Here is a 23,180-nt window from a genome sequence, read left to right as displayed (position 1 = left end):
CGGCCCCGTGGGCCGGCAATCGGCGCCTTCCACCTCAAGATCGTGCTCGATCCTGGATGTAGTGGTGTCGGCCGCGCCGGATGCCACTACAACCAGGATGTTGCGCGATCTTGCGAGTGGGCGGGCGAGCGCGGGCGGCGGCGGCGGGGTGATGTGAGAGGGACGCAACAAGGCGGGGCCCCGGTGGCTTGCGCCACCGGGGCCCCGCCCCTTGCTGGTTGTGTTACTCGTCCACGCCTGCGGCGGCGGTGCCAGCGGCAGTGCCACCGAGATCGGCCGGGACGGCGTCCGGAACTTCGACCGGCTTGTCCGAGCCCCGGAAGACGAGCTTGGACTTGTCGATGTCGTCCGGGTCGCCCTCGCAGTCCACCACGACGATCTGACCCGGGGTCAGCTCGTTGAACAGGATCCGCTCGGAGAGGTTGTCCTCGATGTCGCGCTGGATCGTGCGACGAAGCGGACGGGCACCGAGCACCGGATCGAAGCCCTTCGCGGCCAGGTACTTCTTGGCGTTGTCGGTCAGCTCCAGACCCATGTCCTTGTTCCGCAGCTGGCCCTCGATCCGCTGGATCATGATGTCCACGATCGAGAGGATCTCGGTCTGGCGCAGCTGGTGGAAGACGATGGTGTCGTCGATCCGGTTGAGGAACTCAGGCCGGAAGTGCTGCTTGAGCTCGTCGTTGACCTTCTGCTTCATCCGGTCATAGTTGGACTCGGAGTCCTCCGACTGCTGGAAGCCCAGCGACACCGCCTTGGCGACGTCACGGGTGCCCAGGTTGGTGGTCAGGATGATGACCGTGTTCTTGAAGTCCACGATCCGACCCTGACCGTCGGTGAGCCGACCGTCTTCGAGGATCTGCAGGAGCGTGTTGAACACGTCCGGGTGGGCCTTCTCGATCTCGTCGAAGAGGACCACCGAGAACGGCCGCCGCCGCACCTTCTCGGTCAGCTGCCCGCCCTCGTCGTAGCCGACGTAGCCGGGAGGGGCACCCACGAGCCGGGAGACCGTGTAACGGTCGTGGAACTCGGACATGTCCAGCTGGATGAGGGAGTCCTCGCTGCCGAAGAGGAACTCGGCGAGCGCCTTGGACAGCTCGGTCTTACCGACACCGGACGGCCCGGCGAAGATGAACGAGCCCGACGGGCGCTTCGGGTCCTTCAGGCCGGCCCGGGTACGCCGGATCGCCTTCGAGACCGCCTTGACCGCGTCCTCCTGGCCGATGACGCGCTTGTGCAGCTCGTCCTCCATGCGCAGCAGGCGCGAGGTCTCCTCCTCGGTCAGCTTGTAGACCGGGATGCCGGTCCAGTTGCCGAGCACCTCGGCGATCTGCTCGTCGTCAACCTCGCTGACGACGTCCAGGTCACCGGCCTTCCACTCCTTCTCCCGCTGAGCCTTCTGGCCGAGGAGCTGCTTCTCCTTGTCGCGCAGCTGGGCGGCGCGCTCGAAGTCCTGCGCGTCGATCGCGGACTCCTTGTCGCGACGCACCTGGGCGATGCGCTCGTCGAAGTCACGCAGGTCTGGCGGCGCGGTCATCCGACGGATCCGCATCCGGGCACCGGCCTCGTCGATCAGGTCGATCGCCTTGTCCGGGAGGAAGCGGTCGGAGATGTACCGGTCGGCCAGGGTCGCGGCAGCCACGAGAGCGGCATCCGTGATCGAGACGCGGTGGTGAGCCTCGTAGCGGTCCCGCAGGCCCTTGAGGATCTCGATGGTGTGGGCCAGCGACGGCTCACCCACCTGGATCGGCTGGAAGCGGCGCTCGAGAGCGGCGTCCTTCTCCAGGTGCTTGCGGTACTCGTCGAGCGTGGTGGCACCGATGGTCTGCAGCTCACCACGGGCCAGCATCGGCTTGAGGATGCTCGCGGCGTCGATCGCGCCCTCGGCGGCACCCGCACCCACCAGGGTGTGGATCTCGTCGATGAACAGGATGATGTCGCCGCGGGTGCGGATCTCCTTGAGCACCTTCTTGAGGCGCTCCTCGAAGTCGCCGCGGTAGCGGGAACCGGCGACGAGCGCGCCCAGGTCGAGCGTGTAGAGCTGCTTGTCCTTGAGGGTCTCGGGCACCTCGCCCTTGATGATCTTCTGGGACAGGCCCTCCACCACGGCGGTCTTGCCGACGCCGGGCTCACCGATCAGGACCGGGTTGTTCTTGGTACGGCGGGAGAGCACCTGCATGACCCGCTCGATTTCCTTCTCGCGCCCGATGACCGGGTCGAGCTTGCCCTCGCGGGCGGCCTGAGTCAGGTTGCGGCCGAACTGGTCCAGCACCAGGCTGGTCGACGGCGCGGCCTCACCCGGCGCGGCGCCCGCCGCGGCAGGCTCCTTGCCCTGGTAGCCGGAGAGCAGCTGGATCACCTGCTGGCGGACCCGGTTGAGGTCGGCGCCGAGCTTGACCAGCACCTGGGCGGCGACGCCCTCGCCCTCACGGATCAGCCCGAGCAGGATGTGCTCCGTGCCGATGTAGTTGTGGCCGAGCTGCAGCGCCTCGCGCAGCGACAGCTCCAGCACCTTCTTGGCCCGCGGCGTGAACGGGATGTGCCCGCTCGGCGCCTGCTGGCCCTGGCCGATGATCTCCTCGACCTGCTGGCGGACGCCCTCCAGGGAGATGCCGAGGCTCTCCAGGGCCTTTGCCGCGACGCCTTCACCTTCGTGGATCAGGCCCAGCAGGATGTGTTCCGTACCGATGTAGTTGTGGTTGAGCATCCGGGCCTCTTCTTGGGCCAGGACGACAACCCGTCGCGCTCGGTCGGTGAACCGCTCGAACATGCCCTCGTGCTCCTCACGTGCCGTGCGCCTTGATGGTCAAGATCTTGGCGGGGCCGGTGCACGAACGTCCAGGACGGGCGTCCGTGCCTCCTTACTCTATCGTCGTTGACCGACTCAGCTGAGGTCGTGTGTCTCTGCTCTGGGTCGGTTCCACGTCGTTTTGAACAACCGTCCGCGCTCAGGAGGTGTTCCGGTAGCCCTGTCGCTACGCGCAGAGCGAAATCCGACTGGCTCGACGGAAGCCCGATCCGGGGTCCGGGAGCGCTCCGGGAAGCCCCGGAGGGCGGACCGGCGGTCGCGACGAGTGCCGCGCCCGGCCCCTGGGGAAGGTTGTCCACAGGCTGTGGATAGCTGTTCCACTGGTTGTGGACAACGTCGGTCGGCCCGGAATGCTTCCCGGCCATGAACGGGCACGGCGACGCCACCCGGATATGGCGACGCCGGCCCGGAGAACTCCTCCGGCCCGGCGTCGGTGTCGCCTGCGGTGGCGGCTGACCACCAGGCTGCTGACGGATCAGCGCTTCGCGTGGAACTCGTCCACGATCTCCTGCGGGATACGACCCCGGTCCGAGATGTCCTTGCCGGCCTTCTTGGCCCACTCCCGGATCGCCTTGTTCTGTTCCCGATCGGCTGTCGCGCCACCCCGACCGCGGGCAGCCCGCCCACCGATCACGACACCGCCCCGGCCAACCTTGGTGCCGGCGCCCACGTACGACGCAAATGCATCGCGCAATTTCGCGGCGTTGGCGCTCGACAGGTCGATCTCGTACTGAACGCCGTCGAGGGCGAACTTGACGGTCTCGTCCGCGTCCCCGCCGTCCAGGTCATCGACCAGCTTGTGAATGATCTGCTTGGCCACGTCCCACATTCCTTTCGAGCAGGGTGCTCCTGCTAACGAGAGCACAATAACCCGCGCGCCGCTCGTCGCGTCAATAGGACCCGGTTACGGCTCGGCGTACGCCCGGACGGGACTACTCCTGGCGGACCAACGGGAAGAGGATCGTTTCCCGAATTCCGAGGCCGGTCAGGGCCATCAAGAGCCGGTCGATTCCCATTCCCATACCGCCGGCCGGCGGCATTCCATACTCCATCGCCCGAAGAAAGTCCTCGTCGAGACGCATCGCCTCGTCGTCGCCACGGGCGGCCAACTGCGCCTGGGCGACCAGCCGTTCCCGCTGCACGATCGGGTCGACAAGCTCGGAGTACGCGGTGCCCAGCTCGAAGCCGAGCACGTAGAGGTCCCACTTCTCGGCCAGCCCCGGCTCGCTGCGGTGCGCCCGGGTGAGCGGGCTCGTCTCCTCCGGGTAGTCCCGTACGAAGGTGGGCGCCTGCAGGCCGGGAACGACCAGTTCCTCGAACAACTCCTCGGCCAGCTTGCCCGGGCCCCACTTCGGGTCCACGGCCAATCCCACCTTGTCCGCGTACTCCACCAGGCGGGAGCGTTCGGTGCGGACGGTGACCTCTTCGCCCAGCGCCTCGGAAAGCACACCGAACAACGTCACGGACCGCCACTCGCCGCCCAGGTCGAACTCGCGCCCGTCGGCGTGGGTCACCACCGTCGAGCCGCTCACCGCGATCGCCGCCTGTTGCACGAGATTGCGGGTCATCTCGGCCATCGTGTCGTAGTCGCCGTACGCCTGGTACGTCTCCAGCATCGCGAACTCCGGCGAGTGCGAAGAGTCGACACCCTCATTACGGAAGTTGCGGTTGATCTCGAAGACGCGGTCGACGCCGCCGACCACAGCGCGCTTGAGAAACAGTTCCGGAGCGATTCGCAGATACAGATCGGTGTTCAACGCATTGCTGTGGGTCACGAACGGTCGGGCCGCCGCGCCGCCATGCAGCAGTTGCAACATCGGCGTTTCCACCTCGATGAAGCCCTGCCCGTGCAGTGAATCGCGCAGACTGCGTACCGCGGCGGCCCGGGTGCGCACCATCTCCCGTGCCTGCGGCCGGACAATCAGGTCGACGTAACGCTGCCGGACGCGTGCCTCCTCGGAGAGGGGCTTGTGGGCCACCGGCAATGGCCGTAGCGCCTTGGCGGTCATCTCCCACTGCTGGGCCAACACCGACAGCTCACCCCGGCGGCTGGTGATCACCTCACCGGTCACGCCGACGTGGTCGCCGAGGTCGACGAGGCGCTTCCACGCCTCCAGCCGCTCCGGCCCGACCCGGTCCAGGGAGAGCATCGCCTGCAACTCGGTGCCGTCACCGTCCCGGAGGGTGGCGAAGCAGAGCTTGCCCGTGTTGCGTACGAAGATCACCCGGCCGGTGACCGCTACCTGGTCGCCGGTCGCGGTGTCGGTCGGCAGGTCGGCGTAGGCCGCCCGGACCTGCGCCAGGGTGGTGGTGCGGGGAAAGCCGACCGGGTAGGGCTCGACGCCCTCGGCGAGCATCCGGTCCCGCTTCTCCCGGCGGACCTTCATCTGCTCGGGAAGGTCATCGGCGGGGTCCACTGGCACGGGGTTCTGCTCGGTCACGGCACGCTTCCTCGTCACGGAGATACAGGGGGTCAGGCCCGAGCGTACTCAAGCGGTCCGGAGGTCGTTACGGGATAACCTGCCCGTCATGGCCGATCACACTCACGCCCTGTCGTTCGGTGCCGCCGCGAGTGATTACGACCGGTTTCGGCCACGTTATCCCGAGGCTGCGGTCCGTTGGGCACTCGACGGGCTGAGCGAAGCCCGGGTGGTCGACCTCGCGGCGGGCACCGGCATCCTGACCCGCGCTGTGCTGGCACTGGGTCACACTGTCGTACCGGTCGAGCCCGATCCGGGGATGCGGGCGCAGCTCGCCGCCAGCACCCCGGGCACGACGGCCCTGGCGGGCAGCGCCGAGGCCATGCCGCTGCCCGACTCGGCGGTGGACACGGTGCTGGTCGGGACGGCGTACCACTGGTTCGACCGGGAGCCCGCGCACGCCGAGATCGCCCGGGTGCTCCGCCCCGGCGGCACCTTCGCCCCCATCTGGAACATCCGGGACGGCAGCGTCGACTGGGTGACCGAGCTGGGTCGCATCGCCCACTTCGGGGACAAGTCGACCAGCCAGGTCTTCGGCGAGCGCCCCGACTTCGGCCCCGCGTTCGACGCCGTCGAGAAGCGCGAGTTCACGCACCGCACCACGCTCACGCCGGACGAGGTGCTCGGCATGGTCCGCACCCGCTCGTACTGGCTCACCGCCTCCACCGACGATCAGCGGCGGGTCGAGCGCGAACTGACAGCACTCCTGAACACCCACCCTGCCCTGGCTGGCCGAGACACCATCGAACTGCCGTACCGGACGCTGGTGCTGCGCGCCCGACGGCACTGACGCCCGCACGAAGGCCGCCCCGACGGCGGCCGGGGTCACAGGTTGCGGTCGTAGACCATCCGCAGACCGATCAGCGTGATCATCGGCTCGTGGTGGGTGATGCTGCGACACTCGTTGATCACCAGGGAGGCGAGGCCGCCGGTGGCGATCACCGCCCGCACCTCGCCCAACTCCTCGGTCATCCGCTCGACGATCCGGTCCACCTGCCCGGCGAAGCCGAAGTACAGGCCGGCCTGGAGGCACTCCACCGTGTTCTTGCCGATCACCGAGCGGGGCTTGGTGGCCTCGACCTTGCGCAGCTGCGCGGCCCGGGCGGCCAGCGCGTCGAAGGAGATCTCGATGCCCGGGGCGAACGCGCCGCCGAGGAACTCACCGCGCTCGCTGATCACGTCGAAGTTGGTGGTGGTGCCGAAGTCCACCACGATCGACGGGCCGCCGTAGAGGGTGTACGCGGCCAGGGTGTTCACCACCCGGTCGGCGCCGACCTCCTTCGGGTTGTCGATCGCCAACTGCACCCCGGTCCGCACGCCCGGCTCGACCACGACGCTCGGCAGGTCGGCGTAGTAACGACTGAGCATGGTGCGCAGCGACCGCAGCGCGGCCGGCACCGTGGAGCAGGCGGCCACACCGGTGATCTCGACGTTGTCCCCGGCGAGCAGACCCCGGAACATCAGGCCCAGCTCGTCCGCCGTCGAGCGGGCATCGGTCTTGATCCGCCAGGAGTGCACCAGCTTGTCGCCGTCGAAGGTCGCCAGCACGGTGTTGGTGTTTCCGATGTCGATGCAGAGCAGCACGCACGCAGCCTAGACAACTAGTCGGTGCGCAGGTCCAGCGCGATGTCCAGGATCGGCGACGAGTGCGTCAGCGCGCCCACCGAGAGGAAGTCCACGCCGGTGGCCGCGTACCGGCCGGCCACCTCCAGGGTCAGCCCGCCGGTCGCCTCCAACTCCGCCCGGTCACCCACCGCGGCCACCGCCCCGGCCAGCACCTCCGGCGTCATGTTGTCGCAGAGCAGGAAGTCCGCACCGGCCTCCACCGCCTCCACCGCCTCGTCGACGGTGGTCACCTCGACCTGCACCGGCACCTCCGGGAACGCCTCCCGGACCCGCCGGTAGGCAGCAGTGATCCCCCCGGCCGCCAGCTTGTGGTTGTCCTTGATCATGGCCACGTCGTAGAGGCCCATCCGCTTGTTGGTGCCACCGCCGGCCCGCACCGCGTACTTCTCCAGCGCCCGCAGGCCCGGCGTCGTCTTGCGGGTGTCCAGCACCATCGCCTTCGAGCCGGCCAGCGCGTCCGCCCACGCGCGGGTGTGGGTGGCCACCCCGGACATCCGGCAGAGCAGGTTGAGTGCCGTCCGCTCGGCCGTCAACAGCAGCCGGGTCGGGCCGGTCACCGTCGCCAGCACGTCGCCGCGGGCCACCCGCTCACCGTCGTGGGCCAGCACCGACACCTCGACGGTACGACCGAAGCCAGTCACCTCGCCCACCAGCTCGAACACGGCGGCGGCCACCGCCATCCCGGCCAACACCCCGTCCGCGCGGGCCACCAGGTCGGCGGTGTCGGTCTGTTCCGCCGGAATGGTGGCCACGCTCGTGACGTCCAGGAAATCCGGGCCCAGATCCTCGACCAGCGCGCCCTCGATCACCTGCCGTACGTGCGCCGGATCCAACCCGGCCGCCCGCAACGCCGTCTCCGTCGACTCCGTCATGACGATGTCCCCTCCCACTGTTGCGTCACCCGGCCCTGCGCCCCGACCGCCCCGACCAGATGGCCCAGCCACCGTTCGTCGGCCGTCGGGAAGTCCTCCCGCCAGTGGCAGCCCCGGGTCTCACCACGGGCGTACGCGGCGGCAACCAGCGTCGACGCCACGGTGAGCAGGTTCGTCGCCTCCCAGTCGGCGGTCCTCGGCCGGCCCCGGGCAACGCCCAGCTCGGTCAACGTCCCGGCCGTTCCGGCCAGCGTCGCCGCGGATCGGAGCACCCCGGCCCCCCGGGTCATCGCCCGTTGCAGGGTCGGTGTCACCTCCGCGGGCAGCACCCAGCCCGTCCCGCCACGCCAGGCACCGGTCCCCGCCGGCTGGGCCTGCTCGGGCAGGCCGGCCGCGATGTCCTCGGCGATCCGCCGGGAGAAGACCAGACCCTCCAGCAGCGAGTTGCTGGCCAGCCGGTTCGCGCCGTGCACGCCGGTGCAGGCGACCTCGCCGCAGGCGTACAGGCCGGGAATGGAGGTACGGCCGCGCAGATCGGTGCGGACCCCGCCGGAGGCGTAGTGGGCGGCCGGCGCCACCGGGATCAGATCGGTCGCCGGGTCCACGCCGATCGCCAGGCAGGACGCCACGATGGTGGGGAACCGGCCGGCCAGGAAGTCGCCGCCCAGGTGCCGCGCGTCGAGGAAGACGTGGTCCGCGCCGGTGGCCAGCAGCACCCGGTGGATGCCCTTGGCCACCACGTCCCGGGGTGCCAGCTCAGCCAACTCGTGCTGGCCCACCATGAACCTCTTGCCGTCCGCGTCCACCAGGTACGCGCCCTCGCCGCGCAACGCCTCCGAGACCAGCGGCTGCTGCGCGTGCCCCGCCCCGGGCACCCCCGCGCCGGACGGGGTGATCAGGGCAGTCGGGTGGAACTGGACGAACTCCACGTCGGTCACGGCCGCGCCGGCCCGCAGCGCCAGCGCCACCCCGTCCCCGGTGGAGACCGCCGGGTTGGTGGTGGCCGAGAAGATCTGCCCCATGCCGCCGGTGGCGAGCACCACGGCACGGGCCAGCAGCGCGCCGACGCCGTCCTCGCTGCCCTCACCCAACACGTGCAGGGTGATCCCGCAGGCCGGGCCGAGCCCGTCCGGACCGTCGCCGGGCGCGCGCAGGAGATCCAGCACGAGGGCGTGCTCGACCAGCCGGATCCACGGGTCGCGCTGCACAGCGGCGTGCAGGGCCCGCTGCACCTCCGCGCCGGTGGCGTCGCCGCCGGCGTGCACGATCCGGTCCGCCCGGTGCCCGCCCTCACGGGTCAGCATCAGCGAGCCGTCCGGGTGCCGATCGAACTCGGCGCCGATCCGCATCAGCTCACGGAGCCGGGTCGGACCCTCCTCGACCAGCACCCGGACCGCCGCCGGGTCGCACAGCCCGACCCCGGCGACCTCGGTGTCCCGGGCATGCGCCGCCGGGGTGTCGGCCGGGTCGAGCACGGCGGCGATGCCGCCCTGCGCCCACCGGGTCGAGCCGTCGTCAATGTTGACCTTGGTGACCACAGTGACGTGCAGACCGGCCTCACGCAGGTGCAGCGCTGCGGTCAACCCGGCCACGCCGGAACCCACCACGATCACGTCGGTGGTCTCCACCCAGCCGGGCGCGGGCGCGGCCAGCAGCGCGGGTAGGGCAGGCAGGTCGACGGTCGGGAGGTCCATCCCCCCAGTCAACCCGAACCATCCTCGCCCGGGGCTGCGGGGGCGGGACGAGTGTTTTGGGCGACCCCGTCCGGCGCGCGCCACGCCGCGCCGACCGTCAGGCCGTGGTCACTTCGTCCGGACCGGCAGACCAGCCGGGCCCGCGCCCTTCAGCGAGGCGGCAACCGTACGGTCGCTGAGCCACAGGTAGCAGCGGACGCCGCGATCACCGACCTTCCAGCGCCCCGCCCCCGGCGGGCGGACCACCACACCGCTGCGGAAGCGCAGCTTGGTGTCGTCCGGTACGCCCGCGTACCGGGCCAGGACGCTACGACAACCCGTGTAGAGCGGCAGCCAGTCGGCGTCCCGGGTCGGGTACGCCAGGTCCGGTGCGCGCCACACCCCGACGAACTCGGCGTCGTGCTGTGTGCCGCACTCCACCGGGGTCAGCGTCTGCACACCCCGGCCGGCGCCACCGCGGGTCTGCTGGCAACCGAGGCGCAGCCCGGTGGGGCCCTTCAACGCGTCCCGCAGACTGCCCGACCGGACCACCACCGTGGCTGCCGCCTCGACAGTGGTCAGCTCTGTGAGGTCGCAGCGGAACCACCGGGAACCCGCCGCCCACCCCGGCCCGTTGGGCAGCGCCACTGACAGCCGCAGCCGGCCGGACCGCCAGTCGTCACCCACGTAGCCGGTCGCCCGGGTGTCGCACTCGGCGAACGCACCCCGCAACTCGACCGAACCACCCGCCGGAGCGGCCGTCCGCTCGGCCGGGAACGCCCCGACGTGCACGGTCTCCAGGCGGTGCGGCCCGGCGCAGTCCACCGGCTCATAGCTGGCCAGGCTGACCAGATCGGTGAAGTCGGCGGTGTGACACACACCGGCGGCCGGGGTGAACGCCGACGGTGCCGGCAACGCCGCCCAGTCGTCGGTCAGATCACCGTCCAGGCCGCCGGACCCGGCACAGCCCACCAGCAGCACTGCCGTCACGGCAGCGGCGAACAGGGTCGTCATGGCACGGCGCATCGCGGCCTCCCCCAGCCACCGACCGGCTTCCGCCAGCGTGCCCAGGGTAACCGGAAATGACCTTCTGGTGACAGACCGGAATCGCGGTACGCGGGATCAGACTCCGGACACGGCCAACGGGCTGGGCACCGGGCTACCGGCCGTGCCAGGCGCCGCCGCAGCCGGATCGGTACCCAACTCGATCACGCGGTTGTCGGCGTCGACGTGCACGACCCGTGGCCGGTAGGACCGGGCCTCGGCATCGTCCATCTGCCCGTACGAGATCAGGATGACCAGGTCGCCGGGGTGCACCAGGTGCGCGGCGGCACCGTTGATGCCGATCACGCCGCTGCCCCGCTCGCCCGGGATCACGTACGTCTCCAGCCGGGCGCCATTGGTGATGTCCACGATCGCCACCTGCTCGCCGGGGAGCAGGTCGGCGGCGTCGAGCAGATCCTCGTCCACAGTCACCGAACCGACGTAGTGCAGGTCGGCCTGGGTCACAGTGGCTCGGTGGATCTTCGACTTGAGCATGGTCCGCAACATCGGAGTGGCCTTTCGCGGTATCGGTGGAGGGTGGTACGGCCGGGTCAGGGACGCGGGGCAAGGCGGATCGCCGCGTTGTCGATCAACCGGGTGGCGCCCACCCAGGCGGCGATCACCAGCCGGGCCGGCCCGGTCACCGGCCCCGGTTCCAACTCGGGATCGGTGAGCACCAGGTAGTCGAGGCGGGCACCGGGCGTACCGGCGCCGAACGCGGCGTGCGCGGCGGTCAGCACCGCCCCCGCGTCCAGGCCGTCGTCGGCGGCTTGCGCGCCGGCCCGCAGCGCGGCGGACAGACTCAGCGCGGCGGCCCGCTCCGGCTCGCTCAGGTAACGGTTGCGGCTGGAGAGCGCCAGCCCGTCCGGCTCCCGAACGGTCGGCACGCCGACCACCTCGACCGGCACGTCCAGGTCGCGGGTCATCCGCCGGACCAGGGTGAGCTGCTGGTAGTCCTTCTCGCCGAAGAATGCCAGGTCCGGCCGGGTGAGCTGGAGCAGCTTCAGCACCACAGTGAGCACGCCGTGGAAGAAGCCGGGGCGGCTGGCCCCCTCCAGCTCGGCGCCGAGCGGGCCCGGATCGAGGCGTACGCGGGGCTGACCGTCCGGGTACATGTCCGCCACCGACGGGGCGAAGACCAGATCGGCGCCCGCCCGCCGGCACACCTCCAGGTCGGCGTCGAGGGTGCGCGGGTAGCGGTCGAAGTCCTCGTTCGGCCCGAACTGCAACGGGTTCACGAAGACCGTAACCAGCACGTGGTCGGCCTGTTCCCGGGCCGCGCGCAGCAACGTCTCGTGCCCGGAGTGCAGCGCGCCCATGGTCATCACCACCCCGACGGTGCCCTTCAGCCCGGCCCGGGCCTCGGCCAACTCGGCGCGCGTGTGCACCACCTGGGTCATGCCGCCACCTCCCGACCGCTGTCGGCCAACACGCCGAGCAGCGACTGTGCGTCCACCGGCCGCAGCCGGCCGGCGGCGATCGCCCGGTCGGCGGTACGACGGGCCAACGCCAGGTACGCGGGAACGGACTCCGGTGCGGTGGCCGTCAACCGGGCCAGGTGCCGCTGCACGGTGCCCGCGTCGCCGCGGGAGACCGGGCCGGTCAACGCGTCGTCGCCGAGCCGCAGCGCGTTCTCCAGGGCGGTCCGCAGCAGCGGGGCGAGCACCTTCTCCGGCCGGGACACCCCGGCGTCCCGCAACCGGTCGGTCGCCTCGTTGACCAGAGTCACCAGGTGGTTCGCGCCGTGAGCCAACGCGGCGTGGTAGAGCGGACGATCCGCCTCGGCCACCCACTCGGGCACGCCACCGAGGTCGGCGACCAGCCGGGCAGCCAGCGGACGCAACTCCGCCGGGGCGGTCACCCCGTACGAGATGCCGTCCAGCCGGGCCAGGTCGTCCGGCGTACCGGTGAAGGTCATCGCGGGGTGCAGGGCGAGCGGCCGGGCGCCGGCCGCGACGGCCGGCCCCAGCACGGTCAGGCCGTGCGCTCCCGAGGTGTGCGCGACGATCTGGCCCGGGTGCAGCGCATCCCGCTCCGCGAGGTCGGTCACCACACCGGCCAGTTTGTCGTCCGGCACCGCGATCAGCAGCAGGTCGGCGGCGGCGTGGGCCACGGCGGTGACCGGGCGGCGAGGCACCTCGGGCAACAGCAGGGCGAGGCGGGCGCGGCTGGCTCCGGAGCTGCCGGAGACGGCAACCACCCGGTGCCCGGCGGCGGCGAGCGCGGCGCCCAGCACGGCGCCAACCCGACCGGCGCCAACGACACCGACGGTGAGCAGACGGGAGGTGGCGCGGGCGCCGGGAACGGCGCTATCCCACGAGACGACGGGCCCGGTTGGGCCGGCCGGACGCGGGCGCAACGGTGCGCTCATGACGACGATCCAGTCCTCGAGAAGGGGTACCGGTCGATCGCAAGTATGCGCCCGGCCTACCGAACCCGGACAAGCATGTGTGAAAACCTTCACCACCCCCGGAAGTGCCCTCCGCCACCGTCCCCGACCACCGCAGAAGCGCCCCCACCAGCGCGTTCCCGCGACCAGCTTGATCAAGTGATGAAAAATAGGCACCCGGATCGTTTCTGACCTACTTTTCATCACCTGATCACCGCATGCCGCACCCTGGACCTGGAGTGACCTGATGTCGATCGCCTGGCGAGACGCGATGAGCCGGGCCCTCTACGGGCCGGGCGGCTTCTTCGTCGCCGACACCGGGCCGGCCGACCACTTCCGCACCAGCGTGCACGCGTCCCCGGCCTTCGCCACCGCCCTGCTGCGCCTCGTCACTGAGGTGGACGCCGCCCTCGGCCACCCCTCGCGACTTGACGTGGTCGACGTGGGCGCTGGGCGTGGGGAACTGCTGCAAAGCCTGCTGGGGCTCGTCGCTTCCGCACCCGCCGTCGGGGTTGCGGTGGGGGTTTCCGGGGAGCCCACCCGCTCCGGGCGGTCAGGCTTGATCCCTGCGCGGGCGGGCTCCCCGGAAACCCTGACTCCCACGGCCTCCGTCCGTCGGTCGCCCGACGAGCCGTCGTCGGTCGCCGCCCGCCCGCCACTCGCGGACCGCGTGCGCTTCACAGCCGTCGAGTACGCGGACCGCCCCGAGAACCTGCCCGAGGAGATCAACTGGACAGCCGAGATCCCCGACAGGATCACCGGAGTGCTACTCGCCACCGAATGGTTGGACAACGTCCCGCTGGACGTCGCAGCACACACCGAGGACGGCTGGCGATACCTGCTCGTCGATTCCAAGAGCGGTGCCGAATCAGTTGGCGAGCTGGTCAGCCCCGATGATCTCGACTGGCTCACCACCTGGTGGCCCGGCCCCGAAACCCCCCACAGCAACCACAGACGAGCCGAGATCGGCCGGACCAGGGACGAAGCTTGGGCCGACGCGGTGAGGAAGATCAGCCGAGGGCTGGCAGTGGCAGTCGACTACGGGCACCTGCGGGAGAGCAGGCCGGTGAACGGGACGTTGACCGGGTACCGGGGTGGACGGCAGGTGCCTCCGGTTCCCGACGGGTCGAGTGATGTCACCGCGCACGTGGCAATGGATTCGGTGGCCTCCGCTGGTGCGGCGGTCGCCCGGTGCGCGTACTCCCTGGTCTTGCAGCGGGAGGCGCTGCGGGCGCTCGGGGCCGACGGCGGGCGACCACCGCTCAGCCTGGCCGGCACCGACCCGGTCGGCTACGTGCGGGCGCTGGCCGCCGCGTCGGCGGTGGCCGAACTGACCGACCCGGCCGGGCTCGGCGGGCACTGGTGGTTGCGCCAGCCGGTCGGCATCCCGCTCGGGCCGGCCGTGGCACGATGACGGGCATGACCACCGACGCCGGGGACCTCCGTGAACTGACCGTCGGCACCGGGGCCGGGCTGATCGCCGGCACCGGTGATCAGCAGCTCGGCACCGACATGGTGCTGAACATCGGCCCGCAGCACCCCTCCACCCATGGTGTGCTGCGGTTGAAGCTGGTGCTCGACGGCGAGCGCGTGGTCGCCTGTGAACCGATTGTCGGTTACATGCACCGGGGCGCGGAGAAGCTCTTCGAGGTGCGTGACTACCGGCAGATCATCGTGCTGGCCAACCGGCACGACTGGCTCTCGGCGTTCTCCAACGAGCTGGGTGTGGTGCTCGCTGTGGAACGCCTGATGGGCATGGAGGTGCCGGAGCGGGCCACCTGGCTGCGGATGGCCCTCGCGGAGCTGAACCGGGTGCTGAACCACCTGATGTTCCTCGGCTCGTACCCGTTGGAGATCGGGGCGATCACGCCGATCTTCTACGCCTTCCGGGAACGCGAGACCATCCAGGCGGTGATGGAGGAGGTCTCCGGCGGTCGGATCCACTACATGTTCAACCGGGTGGGTGGCCTCAAGGAAGAGGTGCCGTACGGGTGGACCGGACGGGCCCGCGCGGCGATCGGCGAGGTACGCCGCCGGTTGCCCGACCTGGACCACCTGATCCGGCGTAACGAGATCTTCCTGGCCCGTACCGTCGGCGTGGGTGTGCTGTCCGCCGCGGACGCCGCCGCGTTCGGCGCGTCCGGCCCGGTGGCCCGCGCGTCCGGGCTCGACCTGGACCTGCGCCGCGACGACCCCTACCTGGCCTACGACGAGCTGGACGTGCCGGTGGTCACCAAGACCGCCGGCGACTGCCACGCCCGTTTCGAGGTGCTGCTCGACCAGGTGTACGCGTCACTGGACCTCGCCGAGCAGTGCCTCGACCGGGTGGACCGGCTGACCGGGCCGATCAACACCCGGCTGCCGAAGGTGCTCAAGGCGCCGGAGGGGCACACGTACGCCTGGACGGAGAACCCGCTCGGCATCAACGGCTACTACCTGGTGTCGCGGGGCGAGAAGACGCCGTGGCGGTTAAAGCTGCGCACCGCCTCGTACGCGAACGTGCAGGCGTTGGCCACCCTGCTCCCCGGCTGCCTGGTCCCGGATCTGATCGCGATCCTCGGTTCGATGTTCTTCGTGGTCGGCGACATCGACAAGTGACCCGAGCCGCCTGACCGGTCACCGCCAGCGGTCGGTGGGTGGCGCGCCGCCGGCACGCGGCACGTCGTCCTGCGGCGGGTAGCCGTAGCGCTCGTCGACCCGCCGCCGGCCGGTCCGTTCCGGCGCGGGTTCCGCCTGGTGGCCGCGTTGGCGCGGTGGGCGCCACTCGTCCGGCACCGGCACACCGCCCACCGGCAGCGCGGGCCTTCCCGGCTCGACCCGTCGACCACCGTCGTGGCGGCGGGGTTCTTCATACCGGCCGGCGGCCTCGTGGCGGCGCGGCTCCTCGTAGCGGCCGGCGTCCTCGTGGCGGCGCGGTTCCTCGTGACGGCGCGGTTCCTCGTGACGGCGCGGTTCCTCGTAGCGGGCGGCGTCCTCGTCACGGCGCGGCTCCTCGTGACGGACGGCGGCCCAGCGGTCGGCCACCCGGTACTCGGTGCCGGTGGCGTCGGCGTGCACCTCGGCCCGACGTTCGCCGACCCGCAACTCGCGACCGTTCTCGACGTCGCGGACGGCGGCCCACCGGTCACCGGCCCGCAACTGCGACCAGTACTCGCCGGTGTCGTCGGCCCGCAGCGGCGGCCCGGGCTGCGGTGCGGCGGCCCCCGTCCGGTCGCGCTGCTCCGACCAGCCCCGGTCGTCAGGGCTGTCCCAGGATTCCGCCGCCGGTCTCTCCGGGGTGCGGTGTGACCGGGCCGCCGGGGCGGGCTCGTCGGGCTGGGCGTAGGCGTCACGCCGATCGGTCCACTCCGGTTCGTCGCGGCGGCCCGTCCAGCCCGGCTCGTCGCCGTACCCGGCCCTGGGGTGCTGCTCCGGCTCGCTCCTCGCCCGGCCGGACGGCCGCGGGGGCTGATCGGCGTCGCCGCGGGTCCACTCCTGCGCGGGTGCGGTCCACTGACCGGCGTACCCGCCGCCGTAGCGCCCGGCCGGCTCGGCCGGGCCACCGTCCACCACCGTGTGCCGGGTGGTGACGTGCACGGTCTCGGTGTGTCGGACCACGCCACCCGGCCGGTGCGCGGCCTCGGGGCGGTCGTGCTCCCGGGGACGGGCCGAGCCGTACGCGGTGGCGGCCGGCCGTTCCCCGCCGTACATCCCGGCGGCGGCCGGCGGCTCGGGGGCCTCCCGGGCGTACGCCGGCTCGTCGTCGTCCGCGTGCTCGGGGCGCCCCCACCGGGGCGCGTCGTCGGGGCCGGACACCCGGGCTCGGCCGGCCGGCGCGTCGCCACGGTTACGGGCCACCGGCGTGTCGTCCACCGGCGGCTCGACGGCAGCCACCCGCGCCCGTCCGGCGCCCGCCGGCTCGACAGTGGGGGCGGCACCGGCGAGGGCGGCACCGCTGGCGTCGAGACGGCGGCGCACCGCGGCGATCCCCTCGTGGGCCCGTTGCGCCTGGTCGAGGGCCTGGTTACCGCGCTGGGCGGCGGCCACGATCTCGCCGCGCAGCTCCCGACGCAGTTCCTCGATCTCGTCCAGCAATTCGTCGGTCCGCGCCGAGGCGCCCTCGCCGTCGGGCCGCAACGCGATGGAGAGGCCGATCAGCACCACCGCGAGGATGGCGAGCACCGCGGCGAAACGCAGCGGGCCATTGCCGTCGGCCACCAGCAGGATCAGCGCCGCCACCGGCGCGAGCGCGACGCCCGCCCAGAAGAGCATGGTCAGCAGCAGTGGTTGACGCCGGGCGTCAGAGGTGGCCGGGGCTGGCATGGATGTGCAGCCTACCCACGATATCCACCGGAGGGAACGGGGTCCCCGGGACGTGCGGACGCCCCCGCCCGGTCGGGGGCGGGGGCGTCCTCAGCACGTGCGGAAAGGGCTCAGCTGGTGGCGAAGGCGCCATCCGAGGAGAAGATCAGACCCACGCTGATCGAGCCGTCGCGCAGCCCGCTCTTGGTCAGCGGCCCGCCCTGGTCCAGGGAGGAGAACTTGCCGACCGACAGCCCGTAGGTCTTCTCCAGGCCCGGCTTGCAGAACGGACGCTGCTCGCACTCCGGCGGGCCACCCAGCACTGTCGCGCTACCGGAGCACTTCGCGGCCAGCTCGGAGAGGGTCCGCACGCCGTACTTGTCGGCGAATGCCTGGGTCACCGCGAAGGCGTTCTGGTCCTGCGCGGCGGCCGGGGTGCCGAAGGTGAGGCCGGCCTTGTCGCCCTCGGCCTTCAGCGCGGTCACCGTCGTGTTGACGTCCGGCGAGGAGATCGGCTGGGCGTTCTGGCCGTTGGCCTTGGTGTTGAGGAACTCGGCCATGGTCGCCGCGTACTCCGGGACGACCTGGATCTCGCCCTTCTCCAGGGCCGGCGCGTAGAGCTCCCGGTTGCCGATCTGCTGCACCTTGACCTGGTAGCCGGCGGCGGTGAGCGCGATCCGGTACAGCTCGCCCAGGATCTGACTCTCGGCGAAGTTGCCAGCGCCCACAGTGATGTCACCGCCCGGCCCCTTGGCGATGCCCGCGGTGAGGTTGTTCGCGCTGGCGAACTCCTCGGCCGCCACCTTGGGGGTCTTGCGGTCCTCGTTGACGGCCTTGTTGAGCTGGATCAGCTTCGGGGTGTCGAGCGCGGCGGAGACCTTGTCCAGTGCGGCGATCAGCTGCGGATTCGCCGCCTTGCTGTTGACAGCGGGAATGACGTTGTCGGAGTTCTGGAGCTTCTTGTCGTCCTGCAGAGCGATGAGCTGCTGGCCGGCGACCGGGGCGCACCCGGCGCCGGAGGCGCTCGTCTGGGGTGCGTCGGTGCCGGACGAGCCGGCGTCACCGCAGCCGGTGAGGAGTGCTGCCCCGGCGACGGCGCTGACCGCCCCGATCGCCAGACGTGTACGTGCGCGCATGTGCCCGCCTTCCGTGTCCCGGCGCGGCCCGTTCCGGGCCGGCCGCGTGTCCGACGGGCGATCCTGACTGTCGGCCGCCCGCGAATGTCCACCCAACATGCTCCGGAACCGACCGACAACTTGGGATGGACTTCGTCACCCCATCGTCACCGATTTGACGGGCGTGGGTCGTCAGCTCGCCGCGCTCTCACCCGGACGGGTCAGGCGCTCCCGGTGGCGTCGGCGGCCCGGGGCCGCCCGAGGCGCTGCCGCCCGCGCCGCAGCGGCTTGGGGGTGACCAGCCGTTCGACGCCGCCGAGGACCACCTCGGCCAGCAACGCGAGCCCGGCCACCAGCACACCGCCGGCGACGATCTGCCCGCCGCCGGCCGCGATACCGATACCGAAGCCGGTCCGGATGATCTGGCCCAGGCCGCCGCCGTTGACGAAGGAGGCCAGCGCCGCGGTCGCGATCACCTGGACCGCCGCGGTGCGGAAGCCGGCCGCCAGGTAGGGCACCGCGAGCGGCAACTCCACCCGGCGCAGCAGCTGCCCGCCGGACAGACCCATCCCCCGGGCCGCGTCGCGGGCCTCCGGGTCCACCTGCCGCACCCCGGTGTACGCGTTGGCCAGCAGCGGCGGCACGGCGAAGACAGCCAGTGCCACCACGACCGGTGTCTTCCCGAAGCCGCTGGCGAAGACGACCGGGAGGATGGTCAGCAGCGCCAGGGTGGGGATGGCCAGGGTCGCGTTGGAGATCAGCACCACGAGGCCGCCACCTCGACCGAGGTGCCCCAACCAGAGCCCGAGCGGCCAGGCCACCAGGCAGCCGAGCGCCACCGCCAGGGCGGAGATCGTCAGGTGCTCGCCGAGTCGGTCCAGCATGCCGCCGGGGTTCGTCCAGTTCAGTGGGTCGTTGATCCAGGTGATGGCCTGCCCGATCGGGTTTTCCGCGACGGTCACCGTGCCCTCCGGGTGGACCAGGGAGTCACCAGTCGGGCGACCAGGATGAGCAACAGGTCGAGCACGACAGCGAGCGCCACGCAGAGCAGGGCGGCCGTCATGATCTCGGCCTTGTAGAGGTTGTTCTGGAAGCCCGCGAAGATCAACTGCCCGAGCCCGCCGTGCCCGACCAGCACCCCGACCGTGACCAACGCCACAGTCGAGACCGTCGCCAGCCGTACGCCGGTGACGATGCCCGGCAGCGCCAGCGGCAGGTCGATCCGGAACAGCCGCCTCCAGCGGCCGTAACCCATGCCCTCGGCGGCCTCGCGAACCTCCGGAGGCACCTGATTGAGACCGGCCACCACGTTGCGCACGATCAGCAGCAGCGCGTAGAGGACCAGCCCGACCAGCACCGTGGTCGCCCCGGTGCCCAGGTAGGGGGCGATGAACGCGAAGAGCGCCAACGACGGGATGGTGTAGACCACCCCGCTGACAGCGAGGATCGGACCGGCGAGCGGACGGACCCAGTACGCCAGCACTGACAACGGCAGGGCGATCAGCACCGCTATCAACACCGCTCGGCCGGTGAGGGAGGCGTGTTCGCGCACCGCGGCGAGGATCGTGTCAGAGTTGTCCCGCACGTACTGCCAGGAGAACCAGGGGTTACCCGGGTCGGCCCGGTAGCTCAGGCGGAAGGACATACGTGGACGTTACCCCGGAGGCTGCCAGCGTGGCCCAGTCCCCTCGCGCGGCGTCGATCTCCCTGGAGGGCATCCAGAAGCGCTACCCGAACGGCACCGAAGCTGTCCGGGACCTCAGCCTGGAGGTCCGGGCCGGCGAGCTGGTGGTGCTGATCGGCCCGTCCGGCTGCGGCAAGTCGACGGTGCTGCGGATGATCAATCGCCTGATCGAACCGACCGCCGGTCGCATCACGCTCGGCGACGAGGACGTCACGAACGTCGACCCGGTGCGACTGCGCCGTCGAATCGGATACGTGATCCAGAACGTCGGTCTCTTTCCACACCAGACCGTGCGAGCCAACGTGGCCACCGTGCCGGGCCTGCTCCGCTGGCCCAAGGGCCAGACCCGGGCCCGGGTCGACGAGCTGCTCGACCTGGTCGGGCTGGACCCGGCGGAGTTCGGCGGGCGCTACCCGCACGAGCTGTCGGGTGGCCAGCGGCAGCGGGTCGGGGTGGCTCGCGCGCTCGCCGCCGACCCGGTGGTGCTGTTGATGGACGAGCCGTTCTCGGCCGTCGACCCGATCGTCCGGGCCCGCCTGCAGGAGGAGTTCCTGCGCCTCCAGGCCGAGGTGCGCAAGACGATCGTGCTGGTCACCCACGACCTCGACGAGGCCGTTCGGCTCGGTGACCGGATCGCGGTCCTCTCCGAGGGCGGGCACCTGGAGCAGTACGACACTCCGGCCGCACTGCTCGGCGCACCCGCCACTGCGTTCGTACGCGAGTTCGTCGGCGCCGACCGGGGCATCCGCCGGTTGGCGGTCACCCCGCTCGACCGGGAGGCGCTGGAGCCGGTGCCCGAGGACGCCGCACCGGACCTGCCCACCGTCGCTGTCGACGGCTCGGCGTACGACGCGTTGGCGGTCCTGCTCACCTCGGGCCGGGACCGGCTCCTCGTGACCGACGCCGGCCAGCCGGTGGGCGCGCTCAGCCGACAGCGCCTCCTCGACCTCGGCCGCCCGACCAGCTGACCCCCTGGCCGGGGCAGGTACGACCGTCGCGCCCGGCCGGGTCAGGCGCGACCGCCGAGGCTGGCGATGCCGATGATCCACCCGGTGAGGAAGCCGTAACCGGCACCGGTGCTGGCGTCCTGTAGGGCCCCCAGCAGTGACGGTGCCGGGCCGAGCAGCGCCGCCAACACGGCGGCCAGCCCGCCAGCCAGCACGTACGCGGCCCAGCCGGAGAAGAACTGGCTGACCGGGCCGGGCACCCGGGCGACCTGAGCGGCGGGCAACAGGTAGAGCAGCGCCACCGCGAGGACCACCAGCAGCACGGCTCGCAGGTCGGCGGCGAACAACCCGCCGGCCTGCCCGTCCGCGTCGAGCCGCCAGGCTGGCCAGGCGAGCAGGCGCGCGTAGAACGCCCCGCCCGACTCCGGGTCGGTCAGTGTGACGGCCCAGCCGGTGTACGCCGGACTGCCGCAGATCCCGACCAACAGCAACACGGCGAGCGCGCCGGTGCCGGCGGCCGTGCCGTAGCGGCTGACCGGGCCGGAACGGTGGATGAGCGACGCGATCCGCCCAGGCCCCGAACCGGTGGCTCGGACGGACCTGGGCTGCCCCGAGCGGCTCAGTGCTTCATCAGGTAGTCGATGAAGGCGGCCCGCAGCAGCGGCGCCGACTCCTCGTAGCCGTGACCGGTCAGCTCCCGCCACAGCGCGTTGGCCTCGTCGATCGTCGGGCCGATCGAGTTCGGGGCGCCATCCAGCACCGTGGCCTCGTCCGCGTTCGGCAGGTGGCGCAGCACCGACCAGAAGAAGCCCACGTCCCGATGCTCCCGGGCCCGGGCGAACGCCCGCTCCCGCAGCTCCTCGGTGGACAGCGCGTCAAGCTCCTCGAACGAGGTTCCGCCCGGGGTGGCGGCAGGTGAGTCGGTCATGTCGCCGAGCCTAACGGTCGAGATCAGCTCCGGCTCGGCGGACGCGACGCGGCTCACCGCTCGTCGGTGTCCCACCGTCGCGGGCTGTCCTCCCACCGCGGATCCCGCCACGGGTCGATCGGTTGCGGCGCGGCCTGCGTCGGCAGCGTGGGAGGCCAGTTGTCGACGGACTGCGGCTGCGGCGTGGTCCAGCCCGAGCTGATCGTGCCGTCGCCGACCGGCTCGACCCGCTCAGGGCTGCCCGCTCGGGGCCGCCCGAGCGTCTCGACCAGCCGGGTGGCCAGCAGGCCGACGCCGAGCGCCGCCCCGCCGACCACCCAGTTGCTCAGCGTCCAGCCGCGCTCCGGCGCGTACACCTGAAAGACCGTGACCAGGCCGACCGCCAACAGCGTGCCGAACACACCGCCCCGGCGGCCGTACGCGCTGGTGCCGGCGAGCACTGCCACGCCGATGGCCAGCACCGTCCAGTCCAGCCCCGAGGTGGGCGCCACCGGCCCGGGGTCGTTGGCGGCGAGCAGGATGCCGGCCAGAGCGGCCAACACCGTGGAGACGACCAACGCGACGGCGGTCACCACGGCGGCCACCGCGCCCCGCCGACGGGCCGGGTCGGCGATCGGTCGGTACCGGCCGACGAGCCGGCGGATCGCCCGGATCGCGCCGAACAGCCCACCCAGGACGGCCACCGCGGCGAAGCCGGCGAAGAGGTAACCGGCGCTGCCGGTGGGGTCGTAGTCGCCCTGCACCAGCACGGGCGCCGATCGACGTTCGATGTACACCACCACGGCGGCGGCGCCGGCCAGGCTGGCGGCCCAGCCCGGCACGTGCAGCACCACCACGGCCAGCGCCAGCGCCAGTCCCCCCACCGCGGCGACCGCCACAGCCGGGCCGAGGGACGCCGGCAGGCCCCGGTCACCCTGCTCGGCGTAGTGCAGGGCTGCCGCTACCGCGATCGGGCCGACTGCCAGGTTCGGCGCGGCCGTCCGCAGGCTCAGCCCGGCGGCCAGGGCGAGCAACCCCAGCCCGACCGCGTCGATCAGCAGCGTGCGCAGGTTGCCGTCGCGCACCGCGGCCGGATCCTCCCGCCAGAGCAGCCAGCTCACGGCGGCCAGCCCGGCCAGCAGCAGCAGCTCCCACCCCAGGTGTACGCCGATCCGATCCCGGCCGGGCTCACCGTGGGTGGGATCGTCGAAGACGTTGTCCAGGACAGCGGCCGGCACCCCCGACGAGGGTTCGGCCGACCGGTCCCGGCCCGCTTCTTCGTACCCCATGACGCCGCCTCCCCAGTGGCCGACCGTCCCCAGTCCGGCGCACGGACGGACCCTGGGTGGCCCTTGC

General features: G+C 71.6%; 21 protein-coding genes. 4 read left to right on the top strand and 17 right to left on the bottom strand.

Translation table 11 applies throughout. The features are described 5' to 3' along the window. Positions 1 to 223: 223 nt before the first annotated feature. From KBX08_RS02260 to lysS, 3 genes are all read right to left on the bottom strand, one after another. A complete protein-coding gene (locus tag KBX08_RS02260) occupies positions 224 to 2,767 on the bottom strand; it encodes an ATP-dependent Clp protease ATP-binding subunit (RefSeq protein WP_203125971.1) in 2,544 nt (847 codons plus the stop codon). A 514-nt stretch (positions 2,768 to 3,281) separates the two neighbouring features. Continuing rightward, positions 3,282 to 3,626 carry an Lsr2 family protein gene (locus tag KBX08_RS02255; RefSeq protein WP_036392792.1) on the bottom strand — a complete coding sequence of 115 codons (345 nt, stop codon included), beginning with the start codon at positions 3,624 to 3,626 and terminating at the stop codon, positions 3,282 to 3,284. A gap of 112 nt (positions 3,627 to 3,738) precedes the next feature. Then, entirely contained in the window at positions 3,739 to 5,247 is a 1,509-nt protein-coding gene (lysS, locus tag KBX08_RS02250) for a lysine--tRNA ligase (RefSeq protein ID WP_210780829.1), read from the bottom strand. 88 nt (positions 5,248 to 5,335) lie between these two features. Between lysS and KBX08_RS02245 the strand changes: the two genes are divergently transcribed. Continuing rightward, entirely contained in the window at positions 5,336 to 6,076 is a 741-nt protein-coding gene (locus tag KBX08_RS02245) for a class I SAM-dependent methyltransferase (RefSeq protein WP_210780828.1), read from the top strand. A 35-nt stretch (positions 6,077 to 6,111) separates the two neighbouring features. Here KBX08_RS02245 and KBX08_RS02240 read toward each other — a convergent pair whose 3' ends face one another. The 7 genes from KBX08_RS02240 to KBX08_RS02210 all read right to left on the bottom strand — a co-directional run bounded on the left by KBX08_RS02240 (position 6,112) and on the right by KBX08_RS02210 (position 12,872). Next, positions 6,112 to 6,870, bottom strand: coding sequence for a type III pantothenate kinase (locus KBX08_RS02240; protein ID WP_091403191.1), 759 nt, complete (start codon positions 6,868 to 6,870; stop codon positions 6,112 to 6,114). Between the two features lie 17 nt (positions 6,871 to 6,887). Next, entirely contained in the window at positions 6,888 to 7,784 is an 897-nt protein-coding gene (gene nadC, locus KBX08_RS02235; protein WP_210780827.1) for a carboxylating nicotinate-nucleotide diphosphorylase, read from the bottom strand. Next, complete coding sequence (locus KBX08_RS02230; RefSeq protein ID WP_210780826.1) at positions 7,781 to 9,478, bottom strand: L-aspartate oxidase; 1,698 nt, start codon at positions 9,476 to 9,478, stop codon at positions 7,781 to 7,783. Before KBX08_RS02230 ends, nadC begins: the two co-directional genes overlap by 4 nt. A gap of 108 nt (positions 9,479 to 9,586) precedes the next feature. Next, entirely contained in the window at positions 9,587 to 10,483 is an 897-nt protein-coding gene (locus tag KBX08_RS02225) for a septum formation family protein (protein WP_210780825.1), read from the bottom strand. Positions 10,484 to 10,579: 96 nt separating this feature from the next. Then, entirely contained in the window at positions 10,580 to 11,008 is a 429-nt protein-coding gene (gene panD / locus KBX08_RS02220; protein ID WP_210780824.1) for an aspartate 1-decarboxylase, read from the bottom strand. A gap of 44 nt (positions 11,009 to 11,052) precedes the next feature. Beyond that, entirely contained in the window at positions 11,053 to 11,901 is an 849-nt protein-coding gene (panC, locus tag KBX08_RS02215; protein ID WP_210780823.1) for a pantoate--beta-alanine ligase, read from the bottom strand. Further along, positions 11,898 to 12,872, bottom strand: a complete 975-nt coding sequence (locus KBX08_RS02210) for a Rossmann-like and DUF2520 domain-containing protein (RefSeq protein WP_210780822.1) — start codon at positions 12,870 to 12,872, stop codon at positions 11,898 to 11,900. Before KBX08_RS02210 ends, panC begins: the two co-directional genes overlap by 4 nt. Positions 12,873 to 13,137: 265 nt before the next feature. On the opposite strand from KBX08_RS02210, the gene KBX08_RS02205 reads away from it, so the two are divergent. Next, a complete protein-coding gene (locus tag KBX08_RS02205) occupies positions 13,138 to 14,304 on the top strand; it encodes an SAM-dependent methyltransferase (RefSeq protein WP_247668718.1) in 1,167 nt (388 codons plus the stop codon). Further along, entirely contained in the window at positions 14,301 to 15,488 is a 1,188-nt protein-coding gene (locus tag KBX08_RS02200) for an NADH-quinone oxidoreductase subunit D (RefSeq protein ID WP_181539454.1), read from the top strand. The genes KBX08_RS02205 and KBX08_RS02200 overlap by 4 nt, the downstream gene beginning before the upstream one ends. Positions 15,489 to 15,506: 18 nt before the next feature. Here KBX08_RS02200 and KBX08_RS02195 read toward each other — a convergent pair whose 3' ends face one another. From KBX08_RS02195 to KBX08_RS02180, 4 genes are all read right to left on the bottom strand, one after another. Then, complete coding sequence (locus KBX08_RS02195) at positions 15,507 to 17,192, bottom strand: hypothetical protein (RefSeq protein ID WP_210780821.1); 1,686 nt, start codon at positions 17,190 to 17,192, stop codon at positions 15,507 to 15,509. A gap of 110 nt (positions 17,193 to 17,302) precedes the next feature. After that, complete coding sequence (locus KBX08_RS02190; RefSeq protein WP_210780820.1) at positions 17,303 to 18,307, bottom strand: glycine betaine ABC transporter substrate-binding protein; 1,005 nt, start codon at positions 18,305 to 18,307, stop codon at positions 17,303 to 17,305. A gap of 200 nt (positions 18,308 to 18,507) precedes the next feature. Beyond that, positions 18,508 to 19,248 carry an ABC transporter permease gene (locus tag KBX08_RS02185; protein ID WP_210780819.1) on the bottom strand — a complete coding sequence of 247 codons (741 nt, stop codon included), beginning with the start codon at positions 19,246 to 19,248 and terminating at the stop codon, positions 18,508 to 18,510. Then, the gene (locus KBX08_RS02180) at positions 19,245 to 19,931 is read right to left on the bottom strand and encodes an ABC transporter permease (protein WP_091403225.1); all 687 of its coding nucleotides are present in this window, start codon (positions 19,929 to 19,931) and stop codon (positions 19,245 to 19,247) included. Before KBX08_RS02180 ends, KBX08_RS02185 begins: the two co-directional genes overlap by 4 nt. A 2-nt stretch (positions 19,932 to 19,933) precedes the next feature. On the opposite strand from KBX08_RS02180, the gene KBX08_RS02175 reads away from it, so the two are divergent. Beyond that, positions 19,934 to 20,938: an ABC transporter ATP-binding protein gene (locus KBX08_RS02175; RefSeq protein WP_210780818.1), complete on the top strand. Its 1,005-nt coding sequence runs from the start codon at positions 19,934 to 19,936 to the stop codon at positions 20,936 to 20,938. Positions 20,939 to 20,979: 41 nt separating this feature from the next. On the opposite strand, the gene KBX08_RS02170 is transcribed toward KBX08_RS02175, so the two are convergent. The 3 genes from KBX08_RS02170 to KBX08_RS02160 form a co-directional block, all read right to left on the bottom strand. Further along, positions 20,980 to 21,411 carry a hypothetical protein gene (locus tag KBX08_RS02170; protein WP_307850426.1) on the bottom strand — a complete coding sequence of 144 codons (432 nt, stop codon included), beginning with the start codon at positions 21,409 to 21,411 and terminating at the stop codon, positions 20,980 to 20,982. 125 nt (positions 21,412 to 21,536) lie between these two features. Further along, a complete protein-coding gene (locus KBX08_RS02165) occupies positions 21,537 to 21,845 on the bottom strand; it encodes a hypothetical protein (RefSeq protein ID WP_091403607.1) in 309 nt (102 codons plus the stop codon). A 53-nt stretch (positions 21,846 to 21,898) separates the two neighbouring features. Further along, positions 21,899 to 23,113, bottom strand: a complete 1,215-nt coding sequence (locus KBX08_RS02160) for an ABC transporter permease (RefSeq protein WP_210780817.1) — start codon at positions 23,111 to 23,113, stop codon at positions 21,899 to 21,901. Between the last annotated feature and the right edge of the window lie 67 nt (positions 23,114 to 23,180).

The sequence above is a fragment of the Micromonospora sp. H61 genome (assembly GCF_018070325.1).
In the GTDB taxonomy this organism is placed as follows: Bacteria; Actinomycetota; Actinomycetes; order Mycobacteriales; family Micromonosporaceae; genus Micromonospora; species Micromonospora salmantinae.
This window is presented reverse-complemented; position numbering and strand designations above follow the sequence as displayed.